The organism is Streptomyces sp. NPDC048696 (assembly GCF_043198895.1).
GTDB lineage: Bacteria > Actinomycetota > Actinomycetes > Streptomycetales > Streptomycetaceae > Streptomyces.
The window spans coordinates 155579-181542 of the sequence record NZ_JBICVJ010000003.1; the positions used below are offsets into that span (position 1 = coordinate 155579).

Genomic DNA, 25964 nt, shown 5'->3' on the forward strand with positions numbered 1-25964 from the left:
GCTCACGACGTGATCTTGGTGGGGGAAGCCCGGAAAGCTCCGGACCCGGTCCGCTCGCGGCGGATCACCTGCCCCGGCCATCAGGCGGTACGCGTCGATGTGGGCGGGGTCACAGGGCGCGGCGGGCTCGGGTGAGGTTGTTGCGAACGAAGCGGGTGTGGGGGTGATCGTGACCGAGGGCCTGGGTGAGACCCGCGAGGGCTTGTTCGTACAGCGATACGGCTCGGGCCAGATCACCGGCGTCCCAGAGCGCGGAAGCGAGGTTGTTCCGCGAGTAATGCGTGTCCGGATCGCCCTCACCCAGCGTCTGCACCCACCCCGTCAGCGTCCGCTCGAAGAGCCGGATCGCTCGCGCCAGATCGCCCGCTGCCCGGTAGGCCGCAGCGAGGTTCTTCCGCGCGATGAGCGTACGCGGATCATTCAGCCCGAACAGGCGGGCTCTGCCCGCCACCACCTGCCTGAGGAGCGGCACTGCGCGAGCGGCATCGCCCACGGCCAGGCAGGCCATCGCGAAGTTGCTTGCCGAGGTGAGTGTGTCCGGATGCCCCTCGCCCTGTACCCGCACCCGGTCGGCCAGCGTCCTCTCATACAGAGAGACAGCTTGGCCCAGATGCCCCGCCGCTTTGTGCGCAAACGCGAGGTTACTGCGTGACAGCAGCGTGCGCGGATGATCCTCACCCAGCTCGCGCACGCTCTCCGCCAGCGCCTACGTCAGTTGCGGAATCAACTCGTCGACATCCGGCGGCTCGGCCGCGTGCTCTGTCGGCCCGACGGGAACCCACCGGGCCAAGTGTCGCAGGGCATCGGCACTCACGGATTTCCCCCCGAGGACTCTTCCGACCCTGATGAGCAGTCGCCCCAGGTCACTGTCGCCCCCGCCGAGCCTGTCGTACTCGCCAAGGGCGTCTAGGTGCGGCAGCAGCCGACCCCATTTCGGCCAGGACTCTGGTTTGTGCGGGTCTTCGTCGAACAGGCACGAAAGCGCCTTCACCACGAACGCGCAAGCCTCCTCGACTGCCTCCGGCCGCCGGTGCGGGTCCTGCTCGTCCGGCGTCCGGGCCACCGCCTGCACCAGCCGGTGCACCGACAGCTCCCCGCCTTCCCCCACCGTCACCATGCTGTGCGCGGCCAGCGCGCCGACCGCCCGCCGCACGGCGACGGGCGAGCCCAGACCGTCCAGCAGCGAGCGGGGGATGCCGTCCGGGGCGTACCAGGCCAGGACGCGCAGGACCTGTCCCGTCAGCGGATCCTCGGCCACCAGCCGGTCCAGCGTGACCCGCCACGTACGGGCGACGGCCCGTCGGCCCTCCGCGTGCTTGTCGGCCGGGTACCGCGCCAGCAGCTCCAGGTACTCGGTCGCACTGGTACCGGTCCGTGCGCAGTAGGCGGCGGCCATCTCGACCGCGAGAGGCAAGTGCCCCAGCTCGGCGCAGAGTTGACCGGCACCGCCCCCATCACGTCGGCCCGCGTGGGTCACGATCCGGGTGAACAGGTCCACCGCCTCGTCCGGCAGCAGCACATCCAGCGCCACCGGACGGGCGATGCCGTACCAGTCGTCGGCACGGCGGCTCGTGATCAGCCACCGGCCGGACGTCACCCGTGCCAACAACGGCCGTACGTCCTCGGGTTCGGCCACATTGTCCAGCACCACCAGCCAGCCCTCGTGCGCCGCCAGCCACTGCACCGCCCGCTCCCGCAGCGCCTCCTTCGGGAGAAGTCCGGCCAGGGCGGGCTGAAGGGCGACCCCGAGGGCTGCGAGTCCGGTGCCGATCTCTGCCGGAGTCTCGGCAGTGATCCACCAGACGGGGTTGAGGGCACCCGTGTGCCGGGCCGCCCAGTACGCGGCGAGTGTCGACTTCCCGATGCCGCCCAGCCCGTGCACGGCGTGCACGACCACCTCGCGGGCCGAGTTCAACGCTTCGTCCAGCAAAGCCAGTTCATGCTCCCGGCCGACGAACATATTCGTGCGTGACGGGAGGTTGACCACCCCCGGCGGGCACTCCGCCTGGGTGAACGCCTCGGCCGGAAGAACGGTGGCATGCTCTGCCAGCACAGGGTGGTCACCGGTGGCCGCATACCTGATGTCCCGCCCGGCCGCGACCGCCCGCTCCCCCGACGCCTCGGCGGACGTCACGCGTCCCCCGTCGACACACTCCCGATGTCCCCACCAGCGGCGACGGACCGCTCGCCGGACGCGGTGACCGTGCCACCCGACGGCGGCGTGCCGGGCATCGCGGGCGCGGGTCCGGCCGAGGCCCCGTCTCCCGTCACCGCCACCCCGACACTGCCTCCGGCCGCGACCGAACGCGCCGCGACCGCCTGGACATGGGGGGTCGTACGCCCCTGATACAGCGCGTACCCCGAGGTACCGAGGCCCATCAGGGCACACACCCCGCCGACCACACCCGCGAGGGAACCCGCCGCCCCCAGATCGACGCAGGCGACCACGACGAGCGCCACCGCTCCCGCCGCCAGAAGCCCGATTGCCGTCCACAGCCACGCTGTTGGCCGTCCCCTTGCCGCCATCAGCCCATCATCGCGCCGGATCACCAGCGGTGTCCCGACAACGAAGAGCCTCATCCACTGCCGTCGGCCGACCCCGCCGCGACGACCCATCGGTTCGGATGGCCGGTCAGTTCGGCGATCTGGTCATAGTCCTGGTCGTAGTGGAGGACAGTGACCTGGTGGCGTTGGGCGATGGCCGCGATCACCAGATCTGCGAGCGAGAGTGCCCTGTGGTTGCCTTTCGCAATCGCCTTTTCCTGGATCTCGATCGCGGAGTCCCACACTTCGTCGGGGCACAGCAGATAGTCGAACCCACGTAATCGCTCGCGTACCCTCCGGGCATCCTGCCCGTCGCGCGCCGAATACACGACCTCGATGTACACAGGGCCCGCAACGCAGAGCAGTCCTCGCTCGTGGAGCGGATCGAGCACGTCGGCGACAGCATCCTGCTCCCAACGCGCGAGTGCGGACTTGTCGATGAGGTATCGCTCGCTCACGCCGCCGACGACCCCTGTCCGTGCTCATTCGGGAGGTCGTACTGCAAGGTGATCCTTCCCGACCTGATGTCGTCGATGAAGTCCTGGCGGCGCACATACTTGGCCAGCCGCATGGCGGCCTCCTTCACCGCCTCCTCGTCCGTCTGCACGCCGAACACCTTGCGCAGGTCGGCGAGGAAATCCTCATCCATCTCGATGGTGACGTTACGGGCCATGTCAGGCCCCCTTTCCACTTCGCCACTGCGCTGCACGGGACTCTCCTCCACGATAGGTCTCCACCTCACATCGGGTACTGATTCGGCATGCGACCACGGGGCGCCGGGGCAGGTCGACAGGTCAGCGGTACTGCCGTGACGCGGGCAGGAATGTGGCGGGCACCTTCATCCCGTCAGGCAGCACAGGCTCCAGCTGTTCCTCGCGGGAGCACTCGCGGCACAAGCCGTCGACGATCGGTGACGTCCGTTCGTCCTCGTCACAGCCCATGCAGGCCATGATCACGCGCGTGACCCGGGCACGCCCGGTGCCTTTGGCGGCCTTCTTGGGGGGCATCTTCTTCTCCAATCGGTTACGGGCCAGCGCCCCGGCGCTGTGCACGGGTTGCGGCAGTCCGGCGGTCAGCGTGCGGATGAGGTGTCCGGGGGTCGCGCCACGCGTCAGCCACTCGGCGGCCAGGGGTTCGAGGGCGACGCATTCGGCGTCGGAGAGCGTCATCTGCGGCTCGACGACGCCGAGTCGGGCAAGCGTCTTGTACGCGTTCGATCGCGCGGGCTCAGCAGGCTCGGGCGCTCCGGCGGACGGCGGTTCCTCTTCCGCTTCCGCCGCTCGGGCGCGGGCAAGGCCCGCCCGCCGTTCCGCGGTGACGTCGATGCCGTCCACACTGCGTACGAACTCAGCCCACCACGCCTCCGACCGCGCGATGCGTGACCAATAAGTCCTGGTCACCCACCGCATGGAGCCGTCCTCCAACGTGAGGTGCTCCTTCACCCGGCGGAGGTGACCGGCACGGGTGAGCTCCTTGAGCGCCGCCCGGCAACCCTGCTGGCCGTGCCCCGGGTGGTGCTTGGCGAGGGTCTTGTAGCCCATCGCCGCACCTTCTTCGAGCGCGTCGATGAACAGGGCGATGTGGGTGCCGCGCCTGGACAGATGCGCGAAGTCCGCTTCGACTGACGGATCCTGGTCACCCGCAGGGCGTTTTCCGTAGCCCGGATTGGCCATGGGGTGTGCGGAGGTGGGCAGTGCGGGACTAAGGTCGGCGTAAGCCACGATCGAACCTTCTGCTTTCGATTCGTCGGTAGCCACGATCGAGCTCTCACTCGATTCGCGGTCAGGCCCCGACCCGGTGTTGCTAGCACCGGCCGGGGCCGTTCTCTTGCCGCGAACCTAGGGTGCCTTTACTTTCCGACGCAAGTTGACCACGGAAAGTCACACGTGTGAGTGACGCGCTTCAACTCCCGTACAGACATGGTCGGTTGGGCGGCACCAAATCCCCCGACACAACAACCAAACCCTGGTTTTGGAGCTCGGGGCTCGGGGCTTGAGCTCCGGGCCGAACTGCGCATACGGGCAGCGGTCAGGCTCCCGGGAGGTACGCGAGTCCGTGCGCCCCCGGCTCGCCCGCGCGCTCCACCGTGAGCGTCCGCACCACCGTCAGCGCCGCCAGGTCCACCACCGTCACCGTGCTGGACACCACCGCGGAGACGTAGGCGAGCCGGCCGTCCGGGGACGACGTGATCGTCAGCGGGAAGACGCCCACCTCCACCCGGCCCAGCGGCTCGCCCTCCGGGTCGTACACCCGCAGCAGGCCCGGGCCCTGGGTGCCGAGGGCGCGGCCGTCGGGGCCCTCGGCCGTGCGCAGTTCGCCCGCGAGCACCAGGCCGCGCGAGGTGACGTGGACGGGGAAGACCGTGCCCCGGGTCGCCAGGGTGCGCACCACGCGGTCGTTCTCCGTGTCGATGATCCGCACCCCGGCCCCGGCCACCGGGCCCGGCCCGAAGTCGCCCTTGGGGCGGCCACATACACGTACCGGCCGTCCGGGGAGGCCGCTATGCCCTCGCTGTCCGGGACCTCGATCCGGGCCGTCAGCGCGCCCGACGCGAGGTCCACGACCGAGACGAACGGCGCCTCCTTGTTGGCGGAGTAGACCCGGCGTCCGTCCGGGGTCAGCGCGAACCAGTGCGGCCGCGCGTGAAGGCCGTCGTGGAGCAGGCGCGGGACGTGCTGGCCGCCGCTCCCGTGGTCGAACCGGCCGCGCTGACACGGACGTTCACGCTTCAGGCCAACGAGGTGGTCTGGGCTTCGCTCGCGGCCCGGCTGATCACATCCGTGTCCCGGGCGGCGCCGGGGGTCACCCTCACCTTCGTACCGGAGTCCCTGGAGGACGCCCCGGCGCTGCGGGACGGGCGGGTCGACCTGGAGATCGGGGCGCCCGGCCGGGCCGACCCGGAAGTGCTCACCGAGCCGCTGGGCGAGACCCGGCTGCTCGGGGCCGTACGCGCCGGGCATCCGCTGCCGGCCCGCGGGCGGATCACCGCGCGGGCGTTCGCGGCCGCCGACCACATCGGGGTGTCGCGCAAGGGCCGGGTGCGGGGTCCGGTCGACGACCGCCTCGCCGAACTCGGGCTGCGGCGGCGGGTGTCGGCGGTCGTGCCCACGCACACCGCCGCGCTGTTCCTGTGCGCGGAGACCGACCTGGTGTGCCTCACCCCGGCCGGCACCGGCGAGCACCGCCCGGCCGCGCTCGGGCTCAGGACGTTCGAGGTGCCGCTGGAACTCCCGTCCGTGCGGGTGGAGATGGCCTGGCATCCGCGCAACGACGCGGACCCGGCGCACGGGTGGCTGCGGGAGCGGGTGCGGGAGGCGTGGGCGCGGACGGCGTGATGAGCGTACGTACGAGAGTGATCGACTGAGCGTGATCGGCTGAGCGCACGTACGGCCGAAACGGCGGTACGTGCGCTCAACTGACCGGCGGCTGCGGCTATTTGACCGTCCGCAGGCCCAGCGGGCCCGCGATCTCCTCGGCCATCACGCGGCCCGCCTCGTCCGCCAGGGACTCCTCGGACAGGTCCTCGTCGGTGTCCAGACCGTCCAGCTCCTGAAGGGGCTGGTTGAGGCGGACGTGGGCGACCAGGGACTGGAGGGCGCGCAGGGTGGCGGAGGCGGTGGAGCCCCAGTTGGAGAAGTACGAGAACTGCCACCACCACAGGGCCTCGGTGGTGCGGCCCGCGCGGTAGTGGGCGAGGCCGTGGCGCAGGTCGGTGACGACGTCGGCGAGGTCGTCGGAGATCCGGCAGGCGACGGGCGCCTTGCGCGGCTCGTACGGGTCGAAGACCTCGGAGTACACGTCGATCGGCTCAAGCAGGGCCGCGAAGCGCTCGCGCAGGTCGTCGACGTCCGGCTCCGGACCGAGGTCCGGCTCGTAGCGCTCGTCCGGGACGATGTCCTCGTGCGCGCCGAGCCGCCCGCCGGCCAGCAGCAGCTGCGAGACCTCAAGCAGCAGGAACGGCACCGCGCTGTCCGGCTCGTCGCCCTTGGCCACTTCCGTGACCGCGACGATGAAGGACTCGACCTGGTCCGCGATCTGGACCGCGAAGGAGTCCGGATCCTGGTTGGCCGCGTGCAGCGTTGCGTCAGACATCGAGAAGTCGCCTTCCTTCAAAGGCCCGCCCGAGCGTGACCTCGTCCGCGTACTCCAGATCTCCCCCGACGGGGAGTCCGCTGGCCAGCCGGGTGACCTTCAGGCCCATCGGCTTGATCATCCGGGCGAGGTACGTCGCTGTCGCCTCGCCCTCCAGGTTGGGGTCGGTGGCCAGGATCAGCTCGGTGACCGTGCCGTCGGCGAGCCGGGCGAGCAGTTCGCGGATGCGCAGATCGTCCGGGCCGACCCCCTCGATGGGGCTGATGGCGCCGCCGAGCACGTGGTAGCGGCCACGGAACTCACGGGTCCGCTCGATCGCGACGACGTCCTTGGGCTCCTCGACGACACAGATGACGGAGAGGTCGCGGCGCGCGTCGCGGCAGATGTTGCACTGCTCCTGCTGCGCCACGTTTCCGCACACCGCGCAGAAGCGGACCTTGTCCTTCACTTCGAGCAGGGCGTGCGCGAGCCGGCGTACGTCGGTGGGCTCGGCCTGGAGGATGTGGAAGGCGATCCGCTGCGCGCTCTTGGGACCGACGCCGGGCAGCCTGCCCAACTCGTCGATGAGGTCCTGGACCACGCCTTCGTACAACGGACTGCCTCTCGTGATCGATACCGTGCTTATCGATACCGTGCTTACGGTAGTTGGTGCGCGGGCGCCGCAGAAGGGCGGACCCGTGCGGGTCTGTGGCGGGTCTGTCGCGGGTCTAGAACGGCAGGCCCGGCATGCCGCCGAGGCCCTGCGCCAGCGGGCCGAGCTTGTCCTGCTGGAGCTGCTGGGCGTTCTCGTTCGCGGCCTGTACGGCGGCGACGACCAGGTCCGCGAGGGTCTCGGTGTCCTCCGGGTCGACCGCCTTGGGGTCGATGACCAGGGCGCGCAGCTCACCGGAGCCGGTCACGGTCGCCTTGACGAGACCGCCGCCCGACTGGCCGTCGACCTCGGTGTGCGCGAGCTCCTCCTGCGCGCGGGCGAGGTCCTGCTGCATCTTCTGCGCCTGCTGGAGCAGCTGCTGCATGTTGGGCTGGCCACCACCAGGGATCACGGTGCACTCCGTCTTTCGTCGCGTGTCGTGTGCTGCGTCGGTTCCCTCCGAGCCTACGTGGTCTCCCCGGCGCCTGCCCCACAACTCTTTCGAGTGAGTCGGCGGCCGTCACCGCGCCGGGCCGGGGGCCACGTACGAGGGGAAATACCGGGATATCGGCGCTGACTCCCACCATTCGGCGGTAGGAAGGGCTGACCGCGCGCCGGTCGCGTGCCGGACGACTACGGATCGTTACGTAGCGCCTCGTATAAGTGACTGTACGTTACGCGTCTGAACGTTACGGAGATCGATCGCGCAGGGCCGATCAGGCAGAGCCGATTACGCAGGGCCGATTACGCACGGTCGATCATGCAGGGCCGATTACGCACCGCGGAGGGAGCGCCGGGTGAGCCAGCCGGAGATGCAGCCCGAGGGGCTTCCGCCGGGACCGCCCCGGGACGAGGGCGACCTGACCGGGCGCCCGTTCCCGCTCGGCGACTGGGGCGAGCCCGCGGAACGCCTCGACGAGCTGTACCGGTGGGTGGAGACGGGCGCGCTGCGCACGGCCGAGTGGTACCTCGCGGACCGGCTGTGGAAGCGCCGGGGCGCGCGGGTGCTGCGGGTGTGCACGGCGGCGGGGGCGATCGCCGGGGCGGGGCTGCCGCTGCTCGACGTCACGGGGGCGCTGTCGGGGGCGTCGGGGTGGGGGTACGTGTCGCTGCTGCTCGGCGCGGCGTGCCTGGCCTGCGACCGGTACTTCGGGCTCACGTCCGGGTGGATGCGGGATGTCGCGACGGCGCAGGCGGTGCAGCGGCGGTTGCAGGTCCTGCAGTTCGACTGGGCGTCGGAGAGCGTGCGGGAGGTTCTGGGGCCGACGGAGGGGACGGCGAGTGAGGCGGCGGAGAGGTGTCTGCTGGTGCTGCGGCGCTTCTCCGAGGACGTGACTGAGCTGATCCGCTCGGAGACGGCGGACTGGATGGTGGAGTTCCGGTCGGGGCCGGCCCCGCTGGTGATGCAGTCGCTGGCGTCGGCGGCGGTGCGGCCCGACGCGGCCCCGGGGCCCGGCCGCTTCCCCCTCCCCCCGGGCACCCGCCCGAACATGCCGCGCCAGCGGCCCCCGGAACCCCCGCGCTAGCCTCCTACGGCGGATTGGGCCCCCACCCCGCCCCTTCCCTGAACCCTCCGGGGGTGGGTGGGGGTGGAGGCGGTTTCCCGGGGGCGGGGCCCCCGGACCCCTTGGCGGGGGCTGCGCCCCCTGCACCCCGCTTGGGGCTCCGCCCCGGAACCCGGCTGGGGGTGGGTGGGCAGCGGGGGGGCTACGCCCCTGCACCCCGCTTTCGTCTGCGGACCGTGCTGGGTTGCTCGCGCAGTTCCCCGCGCCCCTACAGGAGGGCCCGAAGGGCCCATCTAAGGGGCGCGGGGAACTGCGCGACCAGCCACGCACCACCCGCACCCGAACCACCGGCCCGCCTTTAGGGGCGCGGGGAACTGCGCGACCAGCCACGCACGGTCCGCAGACGAACAGATCCCCCGGAGGGTTTAGGGAAGGGGCGGGGTGGGGGAAATGCCCCGCGTCAGCGGCGGGGGAGCAGCGTCTTCGCCAGGCGGCGGGCCAAGGGCTGGCGGGGCTTCGGGGCCGGGACCGGCTCCGAGGGCGGCTTCGGGGTTGAGGGGGCCGCGCCCTCATGCCTGGACCTCGGCGCCTTCGGCGCCTTCGCCTTCTTCCCGTCGATCCGGATCAGCGGAGACCCCGCCACCTCCTCCACCCCGTGCCACATGTCCGACCGCCCGGACAGCCAGGTCAGAAGCTCCTCCCGGACCGGGTCCGGATCCGACCACGTGCCGTACAGCTTCGTACCCGTGATGCAGATCGGCCGAAGCCCGGTGGTCGCGACCGCACCCCACACCGCCGCCGCCACCCCCGGACAGTGCTCGGCCCGGAAGTCGTCGAACGCCACGATCCCGTCGGGGGCGATCAGGGCGCGGGCCGCCGCGATGTCCCCGTGGACGTGCTCGTAGAGGTGTGAGGCGTCGACGTGGATGAAGCGGCAGCTGCCCGTCGGCACCCGCCCCGCGATCACCGACGTCGGCGCCTGCACCACCACCGGCAGCTCGTCGTGGAAGGAGAGGTAGTTCGCCTCGAAGGCCCGCCGCGTCAGGGTCGCGTACGAGCGGTCCATCTCCTCGCTGTTGGGGTCGTCCGGCGCGGGCGAGTCGAACAGGTCGCAGACCGTGAACGTCTCGTCCTCGCGCAGGTACGACCCCATGAAGATCGCGCTCTTGCCCAGGTACGCGCCGAGTTCCAGCAGGTCACCGTGGAGTTCCTGGCGTTCCTGGCGGGCCAGGAACCAGTCGAAGAGCAGTTGGTCGGCGGGCCAGAACCACCCCTTGACGTCGGAGAAGCGGGCCGGGGCGGCGCTCTGAGCGCTCGTCGTTTGTGACATGGACCCGGTCCTACTCCCGCCAGATGGCGCGGAGTTTACGGCGAGGCATGGGGCCGATGGTGCCCCGGCGACATCCCCACCCGGCGGTCGGAACCCCGCAGGAACCCTGTCGGGATCTCAGCTGAAGATGATCATAGAGCCCTGCGCCAGCGACCTCGTCGCCGCCGCGTGCAGCCCCAGCCACACATGCCGTTCCCGGGCGAACGGGCTCTCGTCGTACGGGATCGGGCCCGCGGGCTCTTCCAGGGACGTCGGGCGGTCCGGCGGCGCCGGAGCCATCGGGGGGTTCGCCGGGTCTATGCCGATCGCCGGCGCCACGAACTCCAGCTCGCGCAGCAGCCCGTGCGTGGAGCCCAGCGGACCGCCCCCGGCGAGCAGTTCCTCGTTGGCGAGCGGGGAGGCGAAGTCGACGGGGACGTACGCGCCCGCGTGGTCGTAGTGCCAGACCAGATGTGACTGCTGGGCCGTCGTCTCGAACATCTCAAGCAGCTGCTCGTAGTCGCCGCCCAGCTCGTCCACCGGCGTCACCGCGAGGCGGCAGAGCTGGAGGAGGTAGGCGCGGCGCAGGAAGTGCAGCGCGTCGTAGTCGAAGCCCGCGACCGGGGCCACGTCGCCCGAGAGGCCGGGCATGTACGCGAAGACGGGCACGGGCGGCAGCCCGGCCTCGCCGAGCGCCTTGTCGTACGAGGCGATTTCCTCGGCGAACGGGTTGTCGGGGCTGTGGCACAGCACGTCGACAAGGGGGACCAGCCACAAGTCACAGGCCACGGGGCTCCTTACGAGGTCGCGATGGTCGGGACAGCGTAGTCCGCCGAGCACGCTCCGCGAAGCTCGCCCGTCAACTCAGGTGCGGCCGACTCGTCAACGCGACGCGAAGGCATCGGCTCACGCGTCACATCCGCCTCTGGGGGCGCACCGGACCGCGCGTCCGCGCCCATGGATACCCACTCGCACATCCCTCACGCCCCGCGCCCGCCCTCTGCCCCCGCGCGCGACCACACCTGCGCACGGGCCACCGCCCCCGCGCACCGCCCCGCCGACCGAACGGCCCACCGACCCCGCGCCGAACCGCCCCACCGGACCGCCCACCGGACCGCCCACCGGCCCCGCGCCGAACCACTCGCCGAACCACCGCCCGACCCGCCCACCGGCCCCCGCCGAACCACCGCCGGCGGCCAGCGCCCCCCGATCCGCTCAGCGGCCCACGTCCCAGATCCACACCCCGCCGACCCGGCGGCCCTCTCGGGCCAGCAGTTTCGACACCGTCCGGTACAGCGCGTCCTCGTTGTCCTGTGGCGGCAGTACGACGACCCCCGCCTTCCAGTACGCGAGGTCCGCCCGGGCCTGGGCGCGCCAGGCGTCGCCGATGTCCGGGACCGGGGCGCCGTAGCGGACGTCGCGCAGGAGGTTGGAGGTCCAGCGCGGGGAGGCGCCGTAGATGCCGATGCGGTCCGGGCCCCAGGGGCCGTTGAAGTAGCCGCCGGGGAGCGGGAAGCCGAGGCCCGCGCGGACCTGCCAGTGCAGGGCGTCGGCCGCCGCCGGGTCCGGCACCGGCACGGTGACGACGGACTCGCCGGGCTTCACATACGTACGCCACAGCCCGTCCGCCAGGAACGCCGGCACCGGCGCCCGCTCGTCCACCGGCAGCGGCGTCGGCACGATCGGAAGCAGCGCGACGGCGACGGCCACGAGCCCGACCGCCCGGTTCACCCGGCCCAAGCTCAGCAGACCGACCGCACCCCGGCCCGCCGCCCCGGAAGGTTCCCGCTCCGAGCGTCCCGTCGCCACCAGCCGCCCCACCGCCAGCGCGAGCAGCGCCCCCAGCGCCGGGGCGCAGATCATCGCGACGCGGCCCTCGATGACCGACTCGAAGAGCGGGCGGTGGGCCAGGGCCCGCCAGGGGCCCGGCAGGACCACGTCCGTGTACGGGATGCGGATCTTCTGGCCGAGCGAGAGCACCGCCGCCGCCACCGCCGTGGCCGCCAGCGCCTTGACCAGCGCGTGGCGCCACAGCCGTACCGTGATCGCGAAGGCGAGCGCGATCAGCGGCCAGCCGTAGAACGCGTTCTGCTCGGTCCGGTTCAGCGCCAGCTTGTCCGCCGTCGACTCGTCGCCGAGCAGCGCGCGTCCGGAGAAGCGCAGGAACGACAGCGGGCTGTTGCCCGCGCTGTCGCCGTGCAGCACCGAGTGATAGCTCTGGGTGCCGAAGAACTGCCAGGTCAGCGGGTACGCGACCAGTGGCAGGAAGACCAGCAGCGCGACTCCGACCCCCTGGGCCAGCGGGCGCCACGCGGTGCGCAGGACGTCGCGGCGGGCCAGCGCGTACGACAGCGCGAAGAGCAGGATGCCGAGCGAGGCGAGCAGCAGGACTTCCTCGCCGAGGAAGATCTGGTACGCGGTGAACAGGCCGAGCAGCACCCCGTCCCGGCGCACGTCCGCCGCCGGGGCGCACAGCCTCAGCACGCGGTCGACGATCAGCGGGATCATGAACAGCACGCAGAAGTTCGGATGCGCGTTGGCGTGCGAGATCATCGGCGGCGCGAACGCGGCGAACGCCCCGCCGAGCCCCGCGGCCCAGGGATCGCGGGTCACCCATTTCGCGAAGAGCCGGAACCAGGCGTACGCGGTGGCGGTCAGGCCCAGGGTGAGGACGAGCGCCCAGGTGATGGTCGGGCCGAGGGCGAGCGTCACGGGCGCGAGCGGCACCGACAGGCCCAGCATGGGGGTGTTGCCCATGAGGTTCACGCCGTCGGGGTAGTTCTGGAGCGTGGTGAACAGCGGGTCCCGCAGATGCGCCACGTTGTCGGCGGTGACCGCGAAGAACCACTCCCACTGGTTCTGGTCCTGCCCCGAGTCGGCGAGGTAGCCGCTCCCGAGGTCGGTCCACAGGTTCTTGTAGAGCAGGACCGAGGAGAGGAGGAACAGGGTCAGCAGGGTGAGGTTCGTACGGCTTGCCGCGCGGGCCTTGAGGCGGGCCAGCTCCAGCAGGACCCTGCCGTAGTCCGCCGGGCCGACCTTGGAGCCCTCCTGGTGGGACCAGCGGACCGGGACCTCGGCGACCGCCCACCCGTGGCGGCGGAAGTACTGCAGGATCTCGACGTCGATGCCCCAGCCGTCGAGGCGGGCGTCCGCGAAGGCCGCGCGGGCCTTGTCGCCGTCGAAGAGCTTGAAGCCGCACTGCGTGTCGTGGATGCCGGGGACGGCGACGGCCCGTATGAGCCGGTTGCCCATCCGGCCCAGCCACTCCCGCACCCGGCTCTGGTGGACCGCTATGTCGGCCTCGGGGTGGGCGCGCGAGCCGATCGCGGCGGACGCCTCGGCGCCGTCGAGCTCCTTGGTGAGCCGGTCGAGCTCGGCGACCGGCGTGGCGAGGTCGGCGTCGGTGAGCAGGACGCGCGCGCCCCGCGAGGCGGCGACGCCCAGGCGCAGGGCGTGGCCCTTGCCCCGGTTGTGCTCGGCGGCGACGAGCCGGATGCGCGGGTCGCGGGCGGCGGCCTCGCGGGCGATGTCGGCGGTGGCGTCCCCGGACCCGTCGTCGACGACGATCAGCTCCCACGCGAGCTGCGAGGAGTGCAGATGGTCGCGGATCGCCTCCAGGGTGGGGCGAAGACGCCGCTCCTCGTTGTACGCGGGGACGACGACCGAGAGGTCCAGGGAGCGGCCGTCGGTCACCGCTTCAGCCGCTCCGCCCAGGTGAGTGAGTGGGTGTTGTACGCGCAGATCACGGCGAACGCGGCGTCGCCGTCGCCCGCGATCACCGCGTCCACGAGGTCGCCGTGGCCGCTCCACAGCCAGTCGGTGAGGTCGCTGCGCCCGCGCAGATACGGCACGGCGAAGACCCAGCACTGCATGCGCAGCCGGTGCAGGAAGTCCGAGATGTACGGGTTTCCGGCGAGGGCGCCGAGCTCGCGCCAGAAGCGGAGGTCGTAGCCGATCAGGATGTTCAGATCGCCGCTGCGGGCGGCCCGGGAGGCCTCCTCGGCGCGGCGGCGCACCGAGACCAGCGCGGGGCCGTGGGCGGCGCCCAGCTCGGTGATCTTGCGGAAGATCCCGTTCACGATCAGCGACCTGGCCTCGACCATGCCCGTGTAGTCCTCGACGGAGAACTCATGGACGCGAAAGCCCCGGTGCTGGTCGGAGTCGAGCAGCCCCTGCGCGGTCAGATCGACCAGCGCCTCGCGGACGGGGGTCGCGCTCACCCCGTACTGCTCCGCGATCTGCTTGACGGTGAATTCCTCACCGGGCCGCAGACGCCCGGCCAGTATCTCGTCGCGCAGCGCGTCGGCGATCTGGCGGCGCAGCGTGCTGCGCGTCACGCCGGAACCGGCGCCTGGTCCGGTGCCGGATCCGTAGGCCGATCCGTTGCTCATGGGCGTCCCTCCCCTCCGCGGTTATCCCGCACACGATAGGCCAGGCGGTGCGCGGGATTACGTTCACATGTCCAGCCGGTACTCCTCGGTATCCGCGTGATAGCCGAACAGCTCCGCGTAACGACCCCAGTCCGTCGCGGTCTCCAGCTGCCGGTCGACCTGCTCGCTGGTGTAGTGGTGGGCGAGCAGATCGCGGAAGAAACCGGCGCGCAACGAGTGGTCGGCGGCGCGGGTCAGACCGCTGGTGATCACCGCGACCAGCGGGACCGCGAGCGCTGCCTGGGCGAACAGGCGCTTGGACTCCTGGACGTCGGCGCGCGCGTACGCGGACCCCAGCTCGGTGAGCGCCAGGTCACCGCCCTCGACCTCGGCGAGGCCGAGCAGTTCCAGGGCGTCGATCTGCGGCAGCAGGTCGTCCACCTCCAGGCCGAGCTCGTCCGCGAGCGAGGCGACGTCGGCGCGGTCGTCGTCGTGCTGCGCCACGATCTCCGCGAGGCCGGAGAGGCCGTCGACGGAGGCGGGCGGCACCGGCGTGTTGCCGGGCGTACGGCGGCCGGTGCCCGGCTCCGACAGCTTCGGCACGTCCTTCGCGCGCCCGGTCATCACCTCGTAGATCGCGTCCACGATCCGCTCGAAGGCCGCCGACTGGCGGTCGCGCGGCCGGGGCAGGTCGACGGTGAAGGTCTCGCGGATCGTGCCGTACGGCCGCGCCCCGAGGACCACCACCCGGTCCGCCATCAGGACCGCCTCCTCGATGTTGTGGGTCACCAGCACCACCGCCCGGGTCGGGAACTGGCCGGACTCCCACAGCTCCATCAGCTCGCCGCGCAGGTTCTCCGCCGTCAGGACGTCGAGCGCCGAGAACGGCTCGTCCATCATCAGCACATCCGGCTCGACCACCAGCGCCCGCGCGAAGCCGACGCGCTGGCGCATCCCGCCGGAGAGCTCCTTGGGATACGCGCTCTCGAACCCGTCGAGCCCGATCAGGTCGATGGCCTGCACGGCGGCCGCCGCCCGCTCCTTGGCCGGTACGCCCTTGGCCTCAAGGCCCAGCTCCACGTTCTGCTGCACGGTGAGCCAGGGCAGCAGCGCGAACGTCTGGAAGACCATCGCGGTCCCCGGGTTCGCCCCGGTCAGCGGCTCGCCCCGGTACGCGACCGCCCCCGAGCTCACCGGCACGAGCCCCGCCAGACACCGCAGCAGCGTGGACTTGCCGGAACCGGACTTGCCGAGCAGCGCCACGATCTCGCCCGCGCGGATCTCCAGATCGATCCCGCCGAGCACGGGGAGCTCGCCGTCGGCGCCGGCGTACGACTTGGTCAGCCCCTGGGCGTGGAGCAGGACTTCACCGGTGGGGGTGGTGGTGTCGACCATGGAATCCGGCCTCCTTCGACTTGGTCAGAGCGAGTAGCGCGTCTCGGCGAACCGGTACAGGCGTCGCCACACCAGCCGGTTGAGCGCCACCACGTACAGGCTCATCACGGCGACGCCCGCGATCAGTCGGGGGAAGTCGCCGTTCTCGGTGGCGTGGAAGATGTACGCGCCGAGCCCGGTCGCCGTGAGCGTCGTGCCGCCGAAGGTGACGACCTCGGAGACGATCGAGGCGTTCCAGGCGCCGCCGGACGCGGTGATCCCGCCGGTGACGTACGAGGGGAAGATCCCCGGGATGATCAGCCGCCGCCAGCGCTGGCGGCCGCGTACGCCCAGGTCGTCCATCGCCTCGCGCAGGTCGGACGGGATCGCCATGGCGCCCGCGATGGTGTTGAAGAGGATGTACCACTGGGCGCCCAGCGACATCAGCAGCACACAGCCGACGTTCAGGTCCACGCCGGTGCGCAGGAAGGCCCACATGGCCAGCGGGAAGAGGAAGTTGGCCGGGAAGCTGGCGAGGACCTGCACCACGGGCTGGGCGATCCGGGCGAGCCTCGGTGAGAACCCGATCTTCACCCCGACCGGCACCCACACCAGCGTCGCCACGGTCACCAGGACGGCGACCCGGGCGAGGGTGGCGAGCCCGAGCAGCAGCGGCTCGCCGAAGACGCCGAGCCCGGTCCGCTCCTGGAGGTAGCGGAGCAGGTCGAACAGTCCCCAGCCGAGGAGCAGCACGGCGGCCGTCGCGAAGGCGAGGTCGCCGAGGCGGCGGCGGGCGGGGTCGTGGGCGAGCGGCCGGTCGTCGCGCCCGAAGACGCGCGCCGCCCGCCCGACGCCTTCGCGCAGCGGACGGGTCCCACGCGACAACCGCCCCGGCCAGTTGGACCGGCGCAGAAAATCGAGCACCACCGAGCGCTGCACCTCGCTCGCCTCGGACTGCTCGTTCTTGAACTTCTCCACCCAGGCGGTCAGCGGCCGCCAGAAGAGGAAGTTCACGCCGATGACGAGGACGGCCATGGTGGCGATGGCCCAGCCGATCTTCCCGAGGTCGCCCTCGGCGATCGCGGCACCGGCGTACGAGCCGACGCCGGGCAGCGCGTACGCCCGGTCGCCGACGCTGATCGCCTCGGAGGCGACGAGGAAGAACCAGCCTCCGGCGAAGCTCATCATCCCGTTCCAGACGAGGTCGATCGCCCCCGACGGGAGCTCGATCCGCCAGAACCGCATCCACCGGGTGAACCCGAACGAGCGTGACACCTCGTCGAGTTCGCGGGGCAGGGTGATCAGCGAGCGATAGAAGCCGAACGTCATGTTCCACGCCTGCGAGGTGAAGATCGCGAAGATCGAGGCGCATTCGAGGCCGAGGGTGGAGCCCGGGAAGAGGGCGATGAACCCGGTGACGGCGACGGACAGGAACCCGAGGACGGGAACGGACTGGAGGATGTCGAGCGCGGGCACGAGGACGCGCTCAAGGCGACGGCTCTTGGCGGCGGCGTACGCGTACACGAAGGTGAAGCAGACGGACAGCCCCAGCGCGACGAACATCCGAAGGAGCGACCTGGCGGCGTCGTACGGCAGCCGGGCCGGGCTGGTGTCGGTGGTGGCGACGTCCGCCGGGTCGAAGTTGACGGCGGTGCCCTTGCCGACCTGGAGGACGAGATAGCCGAGCACCAGGACGGCCGCGGCGACCGCCAGATCGATCCGCAGCGGCCGCCGGGAGGTCTGGGGCTTCATCGGCATCATCGGCGTCATCGGGAGAACCGTACGAACTGGGAGGATCGGTCCGCAGGGGAACACACCGGCTGCGGCAGGCGGCAGCCTGGCACATTATTGCGCAGATACGCAAATACGGCCCGGGCCGGGAGGAACCGGCCGGGCCGTACGTACGCGCTTGTCAGCCGGTGGTGTACTCGTCGGCGACGGCCAGGGCGTCATCCAGCACGGCGAGGCCTTCCTTGGCCTCGGCCTCGGTGATGTTGCACGGCGGGACGACGTGGGTGCGGTTCATGTTGATGAAGGGCCAGAGGCCGTTCTTCTTGCAGGCGGCGCCGAAGGCGGCCATGGGGGCGGCGTCGGCGCCGGAGGCGTTGTACGGCACCAGCGGCTCGCGCGTCTCCTGGTTCTTCACCAGCTCAAGGGCCCAGAACACGCCCGTACCGCGCACCTCGCCGACGGAGGGGTGGCGGGCGGCGAGCTCGCGCAGCCCCGGCTCCAGGACGGCCGAGCCGATGTGGGCGGCCTGGTCGACGACGCCCTCGTCGGCCATGACGTTCAGGGTGGCGACGGCGGCGGCGCAGGCGAGGGGGTGCCCGGAGTAGGTGAGCCCGCCGGGGAACGGCCGCTTGTCGAAGGTGGCGGCGATCTCGGCGGAGATGGCGACGCCGCCGAGCGGGACGTACCCGGAGTTCACGCCCTTGGCGAAGGTCATGAGGTCGGGGGTGACGCCGTAGTGGTCGGCGGCGAACCAGGCGCCGGTGCGGCCGAATCCGGACATGACCTCGTCGAGGACGAGCACGATCCCGTACTTGTCGCAGATGGCACGGACGCCGGGGAGGTAGCCGGGGGGCGGGGTCATGATCCCGGCGGTGCCGGGCACGGTCTCCAGCACGATGGCGGCGATGGTCCCCGGCCCCTCAAAGGCAATGGTGTCTTCGAGGTGGGTGAGGGCGCGGGCGCATTCCTCGGCTTCGGTGGTGGCGTAGAAGGCGGACCGGTAGAGGAAGGGCGCCCAGAACCGTACGACGCCGGCGGACCCGGTGTCGGAGGCCCACCGCCGGGGATCGCCGGTGAGGTTGATGGCGGTGGACGTGGCCCCGTGATACGACCGGAAGGCGCTCATGACCTTGTGGCGTCCGGTGTGCAGCCGGGCCAGGCGTACGGCGTTCTCGACGGCCTCGGCGCCGCCGTTGGTGAAGAAGATCTTGTCGAGGTCGCCGGGGGTGCGCTCGGCGATGAGGCGGGCGGCTTCGGAGCGGGCCTCGACGGCGAAGGCGGGGGCGAAGGTGGCGAGCTTGCCCGCCTGCTCCTGGATCGCGGCGACGACCTTCGGGTGCTGGTACCCGATGTTGGTGAAGACGAGGCCGCTGGTGAAGTCGAGGTAGCGGTTTCCGTCGTAGTCCCAGAAGTACGAACCCTCCGCGCCGGCGACGGCGAGCGGGTCGATCAGGCCCTGGGCGGACCAGGAGTGGAACACGTGCGCACGGTCGGCGGCCTTCACGGCCGCGCCGGCCCGGGGGTCGGGTTCGACATGAGGGGTCATGGGGCCAGGGTAGGTAGTCGCAGGTGGGGGTGGGTATGGCCAGGTTGTATGGCGTGGGACTCGGGGCTCGGCAGGGTGTCGGGTGGTTCAGCCCCTCCCCGCCCGTTTCCGCCCCTTCCCGGGCGGTAAGCCGCCGCACAAGGTCACCCATACGCCTGTGAATCACTCCCATGGATGAAGCCGCCATGAAAAGACGCACATGGCACCGGCATATCCGGCAACGATTCCTGATCACAGCGCTGGACGATCCGCGCCGCGAACGCGGCCACGACCCGGGCGATCCGGGAGCTGCCCCAAGACACCGAGGCGCCTGGCAGGCCACACTGGTCAGTGCCGGGCGATGAGGAGGTGGAAGGAATGAGCGTTGCCAGCTTTACGCCCCACGACGGGCCCTGGAACCACAACGGACCCTGGACCGTCGCCGACGTCCTGGCCATGCCCGAAGACCGTACCCACCGCTACGAACTGGTGGGGGAGTCACTCATGATGTCCCCCGCCCCGGGGCTGCGCCACCAGCGCGCAAGCTTCCGTCTCGCCACGGCCCTCGATGCCGCAGCCCGGGCCACCGGGGCCCCGGTCGAGGTCTTCGAAGCCGTCAACGTGACCCTGCCCAGTGGCCTGGTGATCCCCGACATCGTCGTGGCCGACCGGGCCGCCACCGTCGAGGACGCCGTCAGCATCGACGCCGAGGCCGTTCAGCTCGTCGTCGAGCTGGTCTCGCCCGGCAACAAAATCATGGACCGCAAGCTCAAGCCGCTGCTGTACGCGGAAGCCGCGATCCCGCACTACTGGCGCCTCGAATTCGACCCGGCCCCCCGTCTGATCGTCAGCGAGCTCGCCGCCGGCCGCTACACCGAGACGACCATCGCCCTGCCCGGCACGACCACACGCGTCGAAGCCCCCTTCCCACTGGAGATCGACCCCGCCGGACTCGCCCGCCAGTAGGCCGGAGCCCGAGGCGGAGCCCCCAAGGGGAGGGGCACAGCCCCGCCAGGGTCCGGGGGCAGAGCCCCCAAGGGGGTGCAGGGGCGCAGCCCCGCCAGGGTCCGGGGCCGGAGCCCCCAAGGGGGTGCAGGGGCACAGCCCCGCCGGGGGTCCGGGGCCGGAGCCCCCGAGGGGGTGCAGGGGCGCAGCCCCGCCAGGGTCCGGGGGCAGAGCCCTCAAGGGGGTGCAGGGGCGCAGCCCCGCCAGGGTCCGGGGGCAGAGCCCTCAAGGGGGTGCAGGGGCGCAGCCCCGCCAGGGGCCGGAGCCGGAGCCCCCGGGAAACCACCTTCACCCCACCCACCCCCGGAGGGTTTCGGGAAGGGGCGGGGTGGGGGAACTCGGCCGCCGCGCCCACTATCCTCACCCCGTTGACGCTCGTTCGAGCAGGGGGAGGCGGCGGGCCGTATGCAGCAACTGGAATCCGGGGATCCGCAGCGGATAGGTGCCTATCGGCTGCTGGCGCGGCTCGGCGCGGGCGGTATGGGGCAGGTGTACCTCGCCCGGTCCGAGCGCGGCCGCACCGTCGCCGTGAAGCTCGTGCGACAGGACCTCGCCGACCAGCAGGAGTTCCGCGGGCGATTCCGGCAGGAGGTGCAGGCCGCCCGCCGCGTCGGCGGACAGTGGACCGCGCCCGTGCTGGACGCGGACACCGAGGCCCCCACCCCGTGGGTCGCCACGGGCTACGTCGCGGGCCCCAGCCTCCACGCAGTGGTGGGAGGCGACCACGGCCCCCTCCCCGAACACTCCGTACGCGTACTCGCCCGCGGCCTCACCCACGCCCTCCAGGACATCCACACCGCAGGGCTGATCCACCGCGACCTGAAGCCCTCGAACGTCCTGATCACCATCGACGGCCCCCGCGTCATCGACTTCGGCATAGCCCGCGCGCTGGAGACGGTCACGGACGCGGGGCTCACGCGTACCGGCGCGCTCGTCGGATCGCCCGGCTTCATGGCGCCCGAGCAGGTACGCGGCGACCGCGTCACCCCGGCCTGCGACGTGTTCTGCCTGGGCTCGGTGCTCGCGTACGCGGCGAGCGGCAAGCTCCCGTTCGGCGGCACCGCGAGCGGCGTGCACGCGCTGATGTTCCGGATCGCGCAGGAGCCGCCGGACCTCGACGGCGTCCCGGAGTCGCTGCGCGACCTCGTACAGGACTGTCTGACGAAGGACCCGGCGGCCCGCCCGTCCCTCGCCGCGATCCTGGAGCGGCTCGGCCCCGACGACAAGCCGACCGGGCCCTGGCTGCCCGGCCCCCTCGTGGCCCAACTCGGCTCCCACGCCGTCCAGTTGCTGGAGATAGAGAACCCGGAGGGCGGCACCGGCCAGAACCCCCTGGTCCCGGCGGAGCCGATAGCCCCGCCCCAGCCGCCTCAGCCGACCCAGCAGCCCCAGCTCCCCCCGGCCCCCTCCCCCTCCCCCTCCCTCTGGCCCGCCACGGCGGCGACCCCCACCCCCACCGTCATCTCCCCCAACGGCACGGGCACCGCCACCACACCCCCCGCCCCGAACCACAGCTACCCACCCCCGAACCAGCCCGCCGGATACGGCTATCCGCCCGTGAACCCGGCCGCCGGATACGGCCTTCCGCACCCCTACCCCACCCCCGGCTACGGCCCGCCCCCGCTCATGCCGGAGGAGCCCCCGCGCCGCAGCACCAAGTCGACGGTCGCGCTGATCGTGGTCGCGCTGGTGGTGGCGCTGGGCGCGGGCGGTTCGGTGTACGCCTTCATGAGCGGCGACGGCAACGACGAGAAGAAGCCCCCCTCGGCCTCGTCGGGCAACTCGAACCCCGCGGGCTCGGCCACCTCCAACTCCCCCTCCGACAACCCCAGTTCCAGCCCGTCGCCAACCCCCAGCCCGAGCCCCGCCGACGGCGACATTCCCCAGAAGTACCTCGGCACCTGGTCCGGCTCGATCGACAGCGCCGACGGCACCAGCACCCGCCGCCTCGTCCTGCGGCCCGGCAAGGTCGGCGACCCTGTCCTGACCCTGCTGGCGGACGGCCCGCTGGACGGCGGCGGCACCTACCACTGCGTGTTCCGCGCCAGCCTGACCGCCGCCCCGACCGGCCCCGACGCCCCGCTCAAACTGGGCCCGTCGACCGTCGAGTCCGGCCCGTCCGGCTCCTGCTCCCCGGGCGCGGCCACCACCCTCACGGTGCTCCCGGACGGCCGCCTGCGCCGCCAGAACGACGCCAACGGAGATCAGTTGACGTACGACAAGGTCGCGGAGCAGTAGCCTCCCGGCAAAGACCTTAAGGATCAAACAAAGAGTCGAACCGACGGGGCGCGCACCAGTGGCCCCAGACGTCAGGCTGTCCCCCGCAAGTATCGGCACCACCACCGAACTTGATGGGGGACAGTCATGAACGTGCGTTCATTCAAGCCAGGTTCGAAGATCAAGCGCGCGATCGGGCTCGGGGTCGCGGCGCTGGCGCTGACGGCGGTCAACACGACGGGGGCACAGGCCGCCGGGGCGGGCGCCGAGACGAGCTGCCGATCCAGCAACCTGCTCCTGATCGACGTGGAGTCGCTGCACGACAGCGCCGGAAACCACATCGGCAACGTGCAGCACTTCTACGACCAGGGCTGCTACGCCGCGTTCGCGCGCTACGTGCCCTACATCCAGCCGTTCAACGCCAACATCGGCGTGGCCATCTACGACCCGGACAACAGCTACCACATCACGTTCAACACGAACGTCCCCGCCCAGAACTACGGGACGTTCGTCGACTCGCCGCACGTGTGGCTGGGGGCCTGGTCGTCCAACAAGTGGTTCCACGCCCGCGCGGACATCACCAACACGGGCAACGGCTGCCACATGACCGGCGACACCTACAACCACGACTACGACAACGGCGGCTGGAGCGGCAGCGACTGGAACTGGGTCGGGTGCTGACCCGGAGCGCATGACCGAATGAGCCCGACGCCCCTGCCGGAACACCCGGCAGGGGCGTTGTCGTCAGGCCGCCGCCAGGAACTCCCGCACCACCGACAGCAGCAGCATCGTGTGCACGAACCGGTCCGGCTCGTACGGCGGGCAGCGCCACGACAGCGGCCAGGTGGCGCCCCGCAGCGCCGGTACGGGTACGTAACTGATCCTCCCCACCGCCGCGTTGAAGCACGTCGCGCCGGTCGGCCAGGTGCGGCGGGCGGTGCTGCGCGGGGCCAGCAGGAAGTAGATCCCGCGCCGCCCGTTCGCCTCCGCGACGATCGGGCCGGGGTCGCCCGCCGTCATCACCTCCAGTGCGTCGGCGATCCTCCGGCCGACGTCACCGTCGACCCTTACGGCGTCGAATTGCACTCCCGCTTTTCTGAGTTGGAAGCCGGACAGCGGAATCCAGTGCGCCCTCGCGGCAAGGTTTACTTCACCGTTTCGTGTATCCATGAGGACAGCTTCGGCCTGCCCCGCTAGCGTTTTCCACGCACCTGGGGGGACCGTCAGGTATTGGTCGAGCTGCCTGAACTCCCCTTGAATTGAGTTGAATTCGGCGGGGATCAGTTGAGACCGGTTGAGACCGGTTGAGTTCGAGGCGGTGACGGTTATGGCCCGAGCAGAAAACAAGAACACAGCAGGTCCGACGGCCCGGATGGTGGCCAAAGTGGCCCGGCGGCTGCGCGAACGGAGGGGGTGGTCGCAGGAGCGGACCGGCCACGAAATGGGGTTCTCCGGCGCGGCGATCAGCGCCATGGAAACGCTCGCGCAGCCCGCGAGCGACGCCATGCTCGTGAAACTGGAGGAGGTATTGGGGGAGGGCCTGGGGATCTTCGAGGACGCGCGGCCGTTCATGCGCATGGAGAAGTATCCGCCGCAGTTCCAGAACTACTCGCTGCTGGAGCAGCAGGCGGTGGTGCTGCGGCTGTACGCCACCCTGGTCGTCCACGGTCTGTTCCAGACCGAGGCGTACGCGAGGGCGCTCATCGGGGGTGGGTACCCGCCGCTGCCCGACGAACGGGTGCAGGAGCTGGTCGAGGCGAGGCTGGCCCGGCGGGCGCTGCTGGACCGGAAGCCGACCGCGCTGATCGAGGTGGTGCTGGAGGAGTCCGTCCTGCGGCGGACGATCGGTGGACCCGAGGTCATGCATGGCCAGTTGCTGCACTTGGCGGAGTGCGCTCGGAGGCGGAACGTGACCCTTCAGGTACTGCCTTTGGAAGGCGGGGCGAGCGGCGAGTACGCGGGCGGACACGGCGGCATGAACCTCGTGGAGACCCTGGAACACGACCACCTGGTCTACCTCGAAGCCCAGGAGGAGAGCATGTTGATCTCCGACCCCGCAAAGGTGAGTACGTACGCCCAGCGTTATGCAAAGATCCGGGCACAGGCCCTGGGTCCTCGTGAATCGCTGGACCTCATCGAGCGGTTGGCAGGAGAGCAGAAGACATGAGCAACACCCTGCGGTGGTTCAAGTCCAGCTACAGCAGCGACAGCGGCGGCGAATGCGTCGAAGTGGCCTTCGACTGGCGCAAGTCGTCGTACAGCAACGCCAGCGGGGGCGACTGCGTCGAGGTGGCCGCCTGCGCCCACGCCGTCCACGTACGCGACAGCAAGGTCACAGACGGCCCGACCTTCGAGGTCAGCCCGGACAGCTGGGCTCAGTTCGTCGACTGGGCGGTCTGAGGCGCGGCGGCGGTCGGGACGAGTTCGCGGAGCGGGTCCGCCGATTCCGTACCCGACCTGCCGAACGGCGCGTCGAAGCTCCAGACCAGGAACAGCAGGAAGACGATCAGCCCGCTGAAGACCCCGGCGAGCAGCAACTCCCTTCCCGAGCGCCGGATCTGGAGCGTGAAGATCAGGCCGATGGTCACCACGGCCCCGACGACGAGGCCGAACCAGACGACCCCCGGCAGCGTGGACCCGGCGTTGTCGATCCGCGCGCGCCGGGCGTCGTCGGCGTTGGCGATCTGGTCGAGCAGCGGCTGGTACGACTGCGCCTGGAGGTCGTTGGCGGGTGCGCGGTGGGTGACGTCGGTGCGTACGGCGGCGAGGAGCCGCGCGCCGTCCGGCGGCAGCTCCTGGCCCTGGACCATGAGGGGCCACTCGTCCTTCACGGCATGCGCGGCGTACGTGCCGATCTCGCCCCGGATGCGGTCGCGCACGGCGGGCGGGTAGACGTCGACGCGCTGCCCGACCTCGTACAGGGCCTGGGCCTCACGGCGTACGGAGTCGTCGGCCGCGCCGCGCGCCTCCCAGACGCCCGCGATCGCGAGGCCGAGCACGATGGCGTACACGACGCCGACCATCATCACCATGTACTCGATGACGTCGGGCGTCTCACTGGTGTCCTCGGCCTCGGCCACGCGGCGGTGCCGCAGCACGGTGGCGATGAGGACGGCGGCACAGACCAGCACCAGGGCGACGGCGAGAACTAGCCATTGCGACACGAGCGGGCTCCGGAACGGGATCGGGGGCGGAGAACTGCGGCCGCCAGTACGGCCGGAGTGGTGACGACGAGCATCAGCGTGACCGTGGAGAACCCGGCCGGGGCGAGGCGTTGTTGGGCGGCGGGGTGGTACGGGGGCGGCGCGTGGTGCGCCCTGGCGGGGTGCGGTGCGGCTTTGTGCGGAGGGGGCTCGGGCGGCGCCGGGGCCGGACGGATGCTCGGCGCGGCCGGACGGGCCGGAGCCGGAGCCGTCACCGGTCCCGGCGGCACGAACGGGCGCCCGGGGACGGGGTCGGCGCGCGGGGCCCTCGGCCGCACCACATGCGGCGCGGCCGCCCTCGGCGCGACGGGACCCACCGGGCACACCCCGATGCCCGCGTACACCTGCGCCCCGAGCGGGCTCAGCGCCACGGTCGTACCGAGGCAGAGCAGCAGCTGGCGGGTGATCACGCCTGGCTGAACGATCCTCCGCCCGCCGCGATACGGGCTGCGGCCCGG

27 protein-coding genes are annotated in these 25964 nt (G+C 71.3%); 7 read left to right on the top strand and 20 right to left on the bottom strand.

Annotated features, from left to right (window positions below):
* Positions 1-109: 109 nt before the first annotated feature.
* From ACGFRG_RS06845 to ACGFRG_RS06875, 7 genes are all read right to left on the bottom strand, one after another.
* Positions 110-691 carry a tetratricopeptide repeat protein gene (locus ACGFRG_RS06845; RefSeq protein ID WP_393262030.1) on the bottom strand — a complete coding sequence of 194 codons (582 nt, stop codon included), beginning with the start codon at positions 689-691 and terminating at the stop codon, positions 110-112.
* 15 nt (positions 692-706) lie between these two features.
* On the bottom strand, positions 707-2134 hold the full coding sequence (locus tag ACGFRG_RS06850) for an NB-ARC domain-containing protein (protein ID WP_393262033.1): 1428 nt from the start codon (positions 2132-2134) through the stop codon (positions 707-709).
* Positions 2131-2526 (bottom strand): hypothetical protein, encoded by a 396-nt coding sequence (locus ACGFRG_RS06855; protein ID WP_393262036.1) that lies wholly within the window; start codon positions 2524-2526, stop codon positions 2131-2133. Before ACGFRG_RS06855 ends, ACGFRG_RS06850 begins: the two co-directional genes overlap by 4 nt.
* Before the next feature lie 50 nt (positions 2527-2576).
* Positions 2577-3002 carry a PIN domain nuclease gene (locus ACGFRG_RS06860; protein ID WP_393262038.1) on the bottom strand — a complete coding sequence of 142 codons (426 nt, stop codon included), beginning with the start codon at positions 3000-3002 and terminating at the stop codon, positions 2577-2579.
* Positions 2999-3217 (bottom strand): hypothetical protein, encoded by a 219-nt coding sequence (locus ACGFRG_RS06865; RefSeq protein ID WP_393262041.1) that lies wholly within the window; start codon positions 3215-3217, stop codon positions 2999-3001. Before ACGFRG_RS06865 ends, ACGFRG_RS06860 begins: the two co-directional genes overlap by 4 nt.
* A 121-nt stretch (positions 3218-3338) precedes the next feature.
* Positions 3339-4265, bottom strand: coding sequence for a hypothetical protein (locus ACGFRG_RS06870; protein WP_393262043.1), 927 nt, complete (start codon positions 4263-4265; stop codon positions 3339-3341).
* A gap of 307 nt (positions 4266-4572) precedes the next feature.
* Positions 4573-4965: a hypothetical protein gene (locus ACGFRG_RS06875; RefSeq protein ID WP_393262046.1), complete on the bottom strand. Its 393-nt coding sequence runs from the start codon at positions 4963-4965 to the stop codon at positions 4573-4575.
* 233 nt (positions 4966-5198) lie between these two features.
* Between ACGFRG_RS06875 and ACGFRG_RS06880 the strand changes: the two genes are divergently transcribed.
* Positions 5199-5879, top strand: a complete 681-nt coding sequence (locus ACGFRG_RS06880) for a LysR substrate-binding domain-containing protein (RefSeq protein ID WP_393262048.1) — start codon at positions 5199-5201, stop codon at positions 5877-5879.
* Between the two features lie 97 nt (positions 5880-5976).
* On the opposite strand, the gene ACGFRG_RS06885 is transcribed toward ACGFRG_RS06880, so the two are convergent.
* The 3 genes from ACGFRG_RS06885 to ACGFRG_RS06895 form a co-directional block, all read right to left on the bottom strand.
* Positions 5977-6636, bottom strand: a complete 660-nt coding sequence (locus ACGFRG_RS06885; protein ID WP_361428671.1) for a DUF5063 domain-containing protein — start codon at positions 6634-6636, stop codon at positions 5977-5979.
* Positions 6629-7228, bottom strand: coding sequence for a recombination mediator RecR (gene recR / locus ACGFRG_RS06890; protein WP_361428669.1), 600 nt, complete (start codon positions 7226-7228; stop codon positions 6629-6631). The genes ACGFRG_RS06885 and recR overlap by 8 nt, the downstream gene beginning before the upstream one ends.
* A gap of 115 nt (positions 7229-7343) precedes the next feature.
* Entirely contained in the window at positions 7344-7679 is a 336-nt protein-coding gene (locus tag ACGFRG_RS06895; protein WP_361428667.1) for a YbaB/EbfC family nucleoid-associated protein, read from the bottom strand.
* A gap of 385 nt (positions 7680-8064) precedes the next feature.
* Here ACGFRG_RS06895 and ACGFRG_RS06900 point away from each other — a divergent pair, with 385 nt between their 5' ends.
* Complete coding sequence (locus ACGFRG_RS06900; protein WP_393262051.1) at positions 8065-8793, top strand: SLATT domain-containing protein; 729 nt, start codon at positions 8065-8067, stop codon at positions 8791-8793.
* Positions 8794-9232: 439 nt separating this feature from the next.
* On the opposite strand, the gene ACGFRG_RS06905 is transcribed toward ACGFRG_RS06900, so the two are convergent.
* From ACGFRG_RS06905 to ACGFRG_RS06935, 7 genes are all read right to left on the bottom strand, one after another.
* Positions 9233-10102, bottom strand: a complete 870-nt coding sequence (locus ACGFRG_RS06905; protein ID WP_393262054.1) for a class I SAM-dependent methyltransferase — start codon at positions 10100-10102, stop codon at positions 9233-9235.
* A 117-nt stretch (positions 10103-10219) separates the two neighbouring features.
* Complete coding sequence (locus tag ACGFRG_RS06910; protein WP_188276894.1) at positions 10220-10870, bottom strand: hypothetical protein; 651 nt, start codon at positions 10868-10870, stop codon at positions 10220-10222.
* Between the two features lie 426 nt (positions 10871-11296).
* Positions 11297-13774: a dolichyl-phosphate beta-glucosyltransferase gene (locus ACGFRG_RS06915; protein ID WP_393262056.1), complete on the bottom strand. Its 2478-nt coding sequence runs from the start codon at positions 13772-13774 to the stop codon at positions 11297-11299.
* Positions 13771-14472 carry a GntR family transcriptional regulator gene (locus ACGFRG_RS06920; RefSeq protein WP_393262058.1) on the bottom strand — a complete coding sequence of 234 codons (702 nt, stop codon included), beginning with the start codon at positions 14470-14472 and terminating at the stop codon, positions 13771-13773. The genes ACGFRG_RS06915 and ACGFRG_RS06920 overlap by 4 nt, the downstream gene beginning before the upstream one ends.
* A 63-nt stretch (positions 14473-14535) precedes the next feature.
* Positions 14536-15846, bottom strand: a complete 1311-nt coding sequence (locus tag ACGFRG_RS06925) for a nitrate/sulfonate/bicarbonate ABC transporter ATP-binding protein (protein WP_393262060.1) — start codon at positions 15844-15846, stop codon at positions 14536-14538.
* A gap of 24 nt (positions 15847-15870) precedes the next feature.
* Positions 15871-17595: an ABC transporter permease subunit gene (locus ACGFRG_RS06930; protein WP_361428655.1), complete on the bottom strand. Its 1725-nt coding sequence runs from the start codon at positions 17593-17595 to the stop codon at positions 15871-15873.
* A 142-nt stretch (positions 17596-17737) separates the two neighbouring features.
* Positions 17738-19102: an aspartate aminotransferase family protein gene (locus tag ACGFRG_RS06935; RefSeq protein WP_361428653.1), complete on the bottom strand. Its 1365-nt coding sequence runs from the start codon at positions 19100-19102 to the stop codon at positions 17738-17740.
* Between the two features lie 357 nt (positions 19103-19459).
* Between ACGFRG_RS06935 and ACGFRG_RS06940 the strand changes: the two genes are divergently transcribed.
* From ACGFRG_RS06940 to ACGFRG_RS06950, 3 genes are all read left to right on the top strand, one after another.
* Positions 19460-20047 (top strand): Uma2 family endonuclease, encoded by a 588-nt coding sequence (locus ACGFRG_RS06940; protein ID WP_361428651.1) that lies wholly within the window; start codon positions 19460-19462, stop codon positions 20045-20047.
* A 444-nt stretch (positions 20048-20491) separates the two neighbouring features.
* Entirely contained in the window at positions 20492-22324 is a 1833-nt protein-coding gene (locus ACGFRG_RS06945; RefSeq protein WP_393262064.1) for a serine/threonine-protein kinase, read from the top strand.
* Positions 22325-22456: 132 nt separating this feature from the next.
* Complete coding sequence (locus tag ACGFRG_RS06950) at positions 22457-22984, top strand: hypothetical protein (RefSeq protein WP_393262067.1); 528 nt, start codon at positions 22457-22459, stop codon at positions 22982-22984.
* A gap of 63 nt (positions 22985-23047) precedes the next feature.
* Here ACGFRG_RS06950 and ACGFRG_RS06955 read toward each other — a convergent pair whose 3' ends face one another.
* Positions 23048-23473, bottom strand: a complete 426-nt coding sequence (locus ACGFRG_RS06955) for a hypothetical protein (RefSeq protein ID WP_393262070.1) — start codon at positions 23471-23473, stop codon at positions 23048-23050.
* A 157-nt stretch (positions 23474-23630) separates the two neighbouring features.
* Between ACGFRG_RS06955 and ACGFRG_RS06960 the strand changes: the two genes are divergently transcribed.
* A complete protein-coding gene (locus ACGFRG_RS06960) occupies positions 23631-24470 on the top strand; it encodes a Scr1 family TA system antitoxin-like transcriptional regulator (RefSeq protein WP_393262073.1) in 840 nt (279 codons plus the stop codon).
* A complete protein-coding gene (locus tag ACGFRG_RS06965; protein WP_393262075.1) occupies positions 24467-24703 on the top strand; it encodes a DUF397 domain-containing protein in 237 nt (78 codons plus the stop codon). The genes ACGFRG_RS06960 and ACGFRG_RS06965 overlap by 4 nt, the downstream gene beginning before the upstream one ends.
* On the opposite strand, the gene ACGFRG_RS06970 is transcribed toward ACGFRG_RS06965, so the two are convergent.
* Positions 24679-25467: a hypothetical protein gene (locus tag ACGFRG_RS06970; RefSeq protein ID WP_393262078.1), complete on the bottom strand. Its 789-nt coding sequence runs from the start codon at positions 25465-25467 to the stop codon at positions 24679-24681. The two genes, ACGFRG_RS06965 and ACGFRG_RS06970, sit on opposite strands and share 25 nt — an antisense overlap.
* Positions 25452-25916, bottom strand: a complete 465-nt coding sequence (locus ACGFRG_RS06975) for a hypothetical protein (protein ID WP_393262080.1) — start codon at positions 25914-25916, stop codon at positions 25452-25454. The genes ACGFRG_RS06970 and ACGFRG_RS06975 overlap by 16 nt, the downstream gene beginning before the upstream one ends.
* Positions 25917-25964 lie beyond the last annotated feature (48 nt).

What these genes read in the sequence shown, in the direction of transcription:
- ACGFRG_RS06855 (WP_393262036.1), bottom strand. Translation starts at nt 2,526, where the DNA reads ATGGCGGCAAGGGGACGGCCAACAGCGTGGCTGTGGACGGCAATCGGG.
- ACGFRG_RS06865 (WP_393262041.1), bottom strand. Translation starts at nt 3,217, where the DNA reads ATGGCCCGTAACGTCACCATCGAGATGGATGAGGATTTCCTCGCCGAC.
- ACGFRG_RS06885 (WP_361428671.1), bottom strand. Translation starts at nt 6,636, where the DNA reads ATGTCTGACGCAACGCTGCACGCGGCCAACCAGGATCCGGACTCCTTC.
- ACGFRG_RS06905 (WP_393262054.1), bottom strand. Translation starts at nt 10,102, where the DNA reads ATGTCACAAACGACGAGCGCTCAGAGCGCCGCCCCGGCCCGCTTCTCC.
- ACGFRG_RS06920 (WP_393262058.1), bottom strand. Translation starts at nt 14,472, where the DNA reads ATGAGCAACGGATCGGCCTACGGATCCGGCACCGGACCAGGCGCCGGT.
- ACGFRG_RS06925 (WP_393262060.1), bottom strand. Translation starts at nt 15,846, where the DNA reads ATGGTCGACACCACCACCCCCACCGGTGAAGTCCTGCTCCACGCCCAG.
- ACGFRG_RS06930 (WP_361428655.1), bottom strand. Translation starts at nt 17,595, where the DNA reads ATGACGCCGATGATGCCGATGAAGCCCCAGACCTCCCGGCGGCCGCTG.
- ACGFRG_RS06935 (WP_361428653.1), bottom strand. Translation starts at nt 19,102, where the DNA reads ATGACCCCTCATGTCGAACCCGACCCCCGGGCCGGCGCGGCCGTGAAG.
- ACGFRG_RS06940 (WP_361428651.1), top strand. Translation starts at nt 19,460, where the DNA reads ATGAGCGTTGCCAGCTTTACGCCCCACGACGGGCCCTGGAACCACAAC.
- ACGFRG_RS06945 (WP_393262064.1), top strand. Translation starts at nt 20,492, where the DNA reads ATGCAGCAACTGGAATCCGGGGATCCGCAGCGGATAGGTGCCTATCGG.
- ACGFRG_RS06955 (WP_393262070.1), bottom strand. Translation starts at nt 23,473, where the DNA reads ATGGATACACGAAACGGTGAAGTAAACCTTGCCGCGAGGGCGCACTGG.
- ACGFRG_RS06960 (WP_393262073.1), top strand. Translation starts at nt 23,631, where the DNA reads ATGGCCCGAGCAGAAAACAAGAACACAGCAGGTCCGACGGCCCGGATG.
- ACGFRG_RS06965 (WP_393262075.1), top strand. Translation starts at nt 24,467, where the DNA reads ATGAGCAACACCCTGCGGTGGTTCAAGTCCAGCTACAGCAGCGACAGC.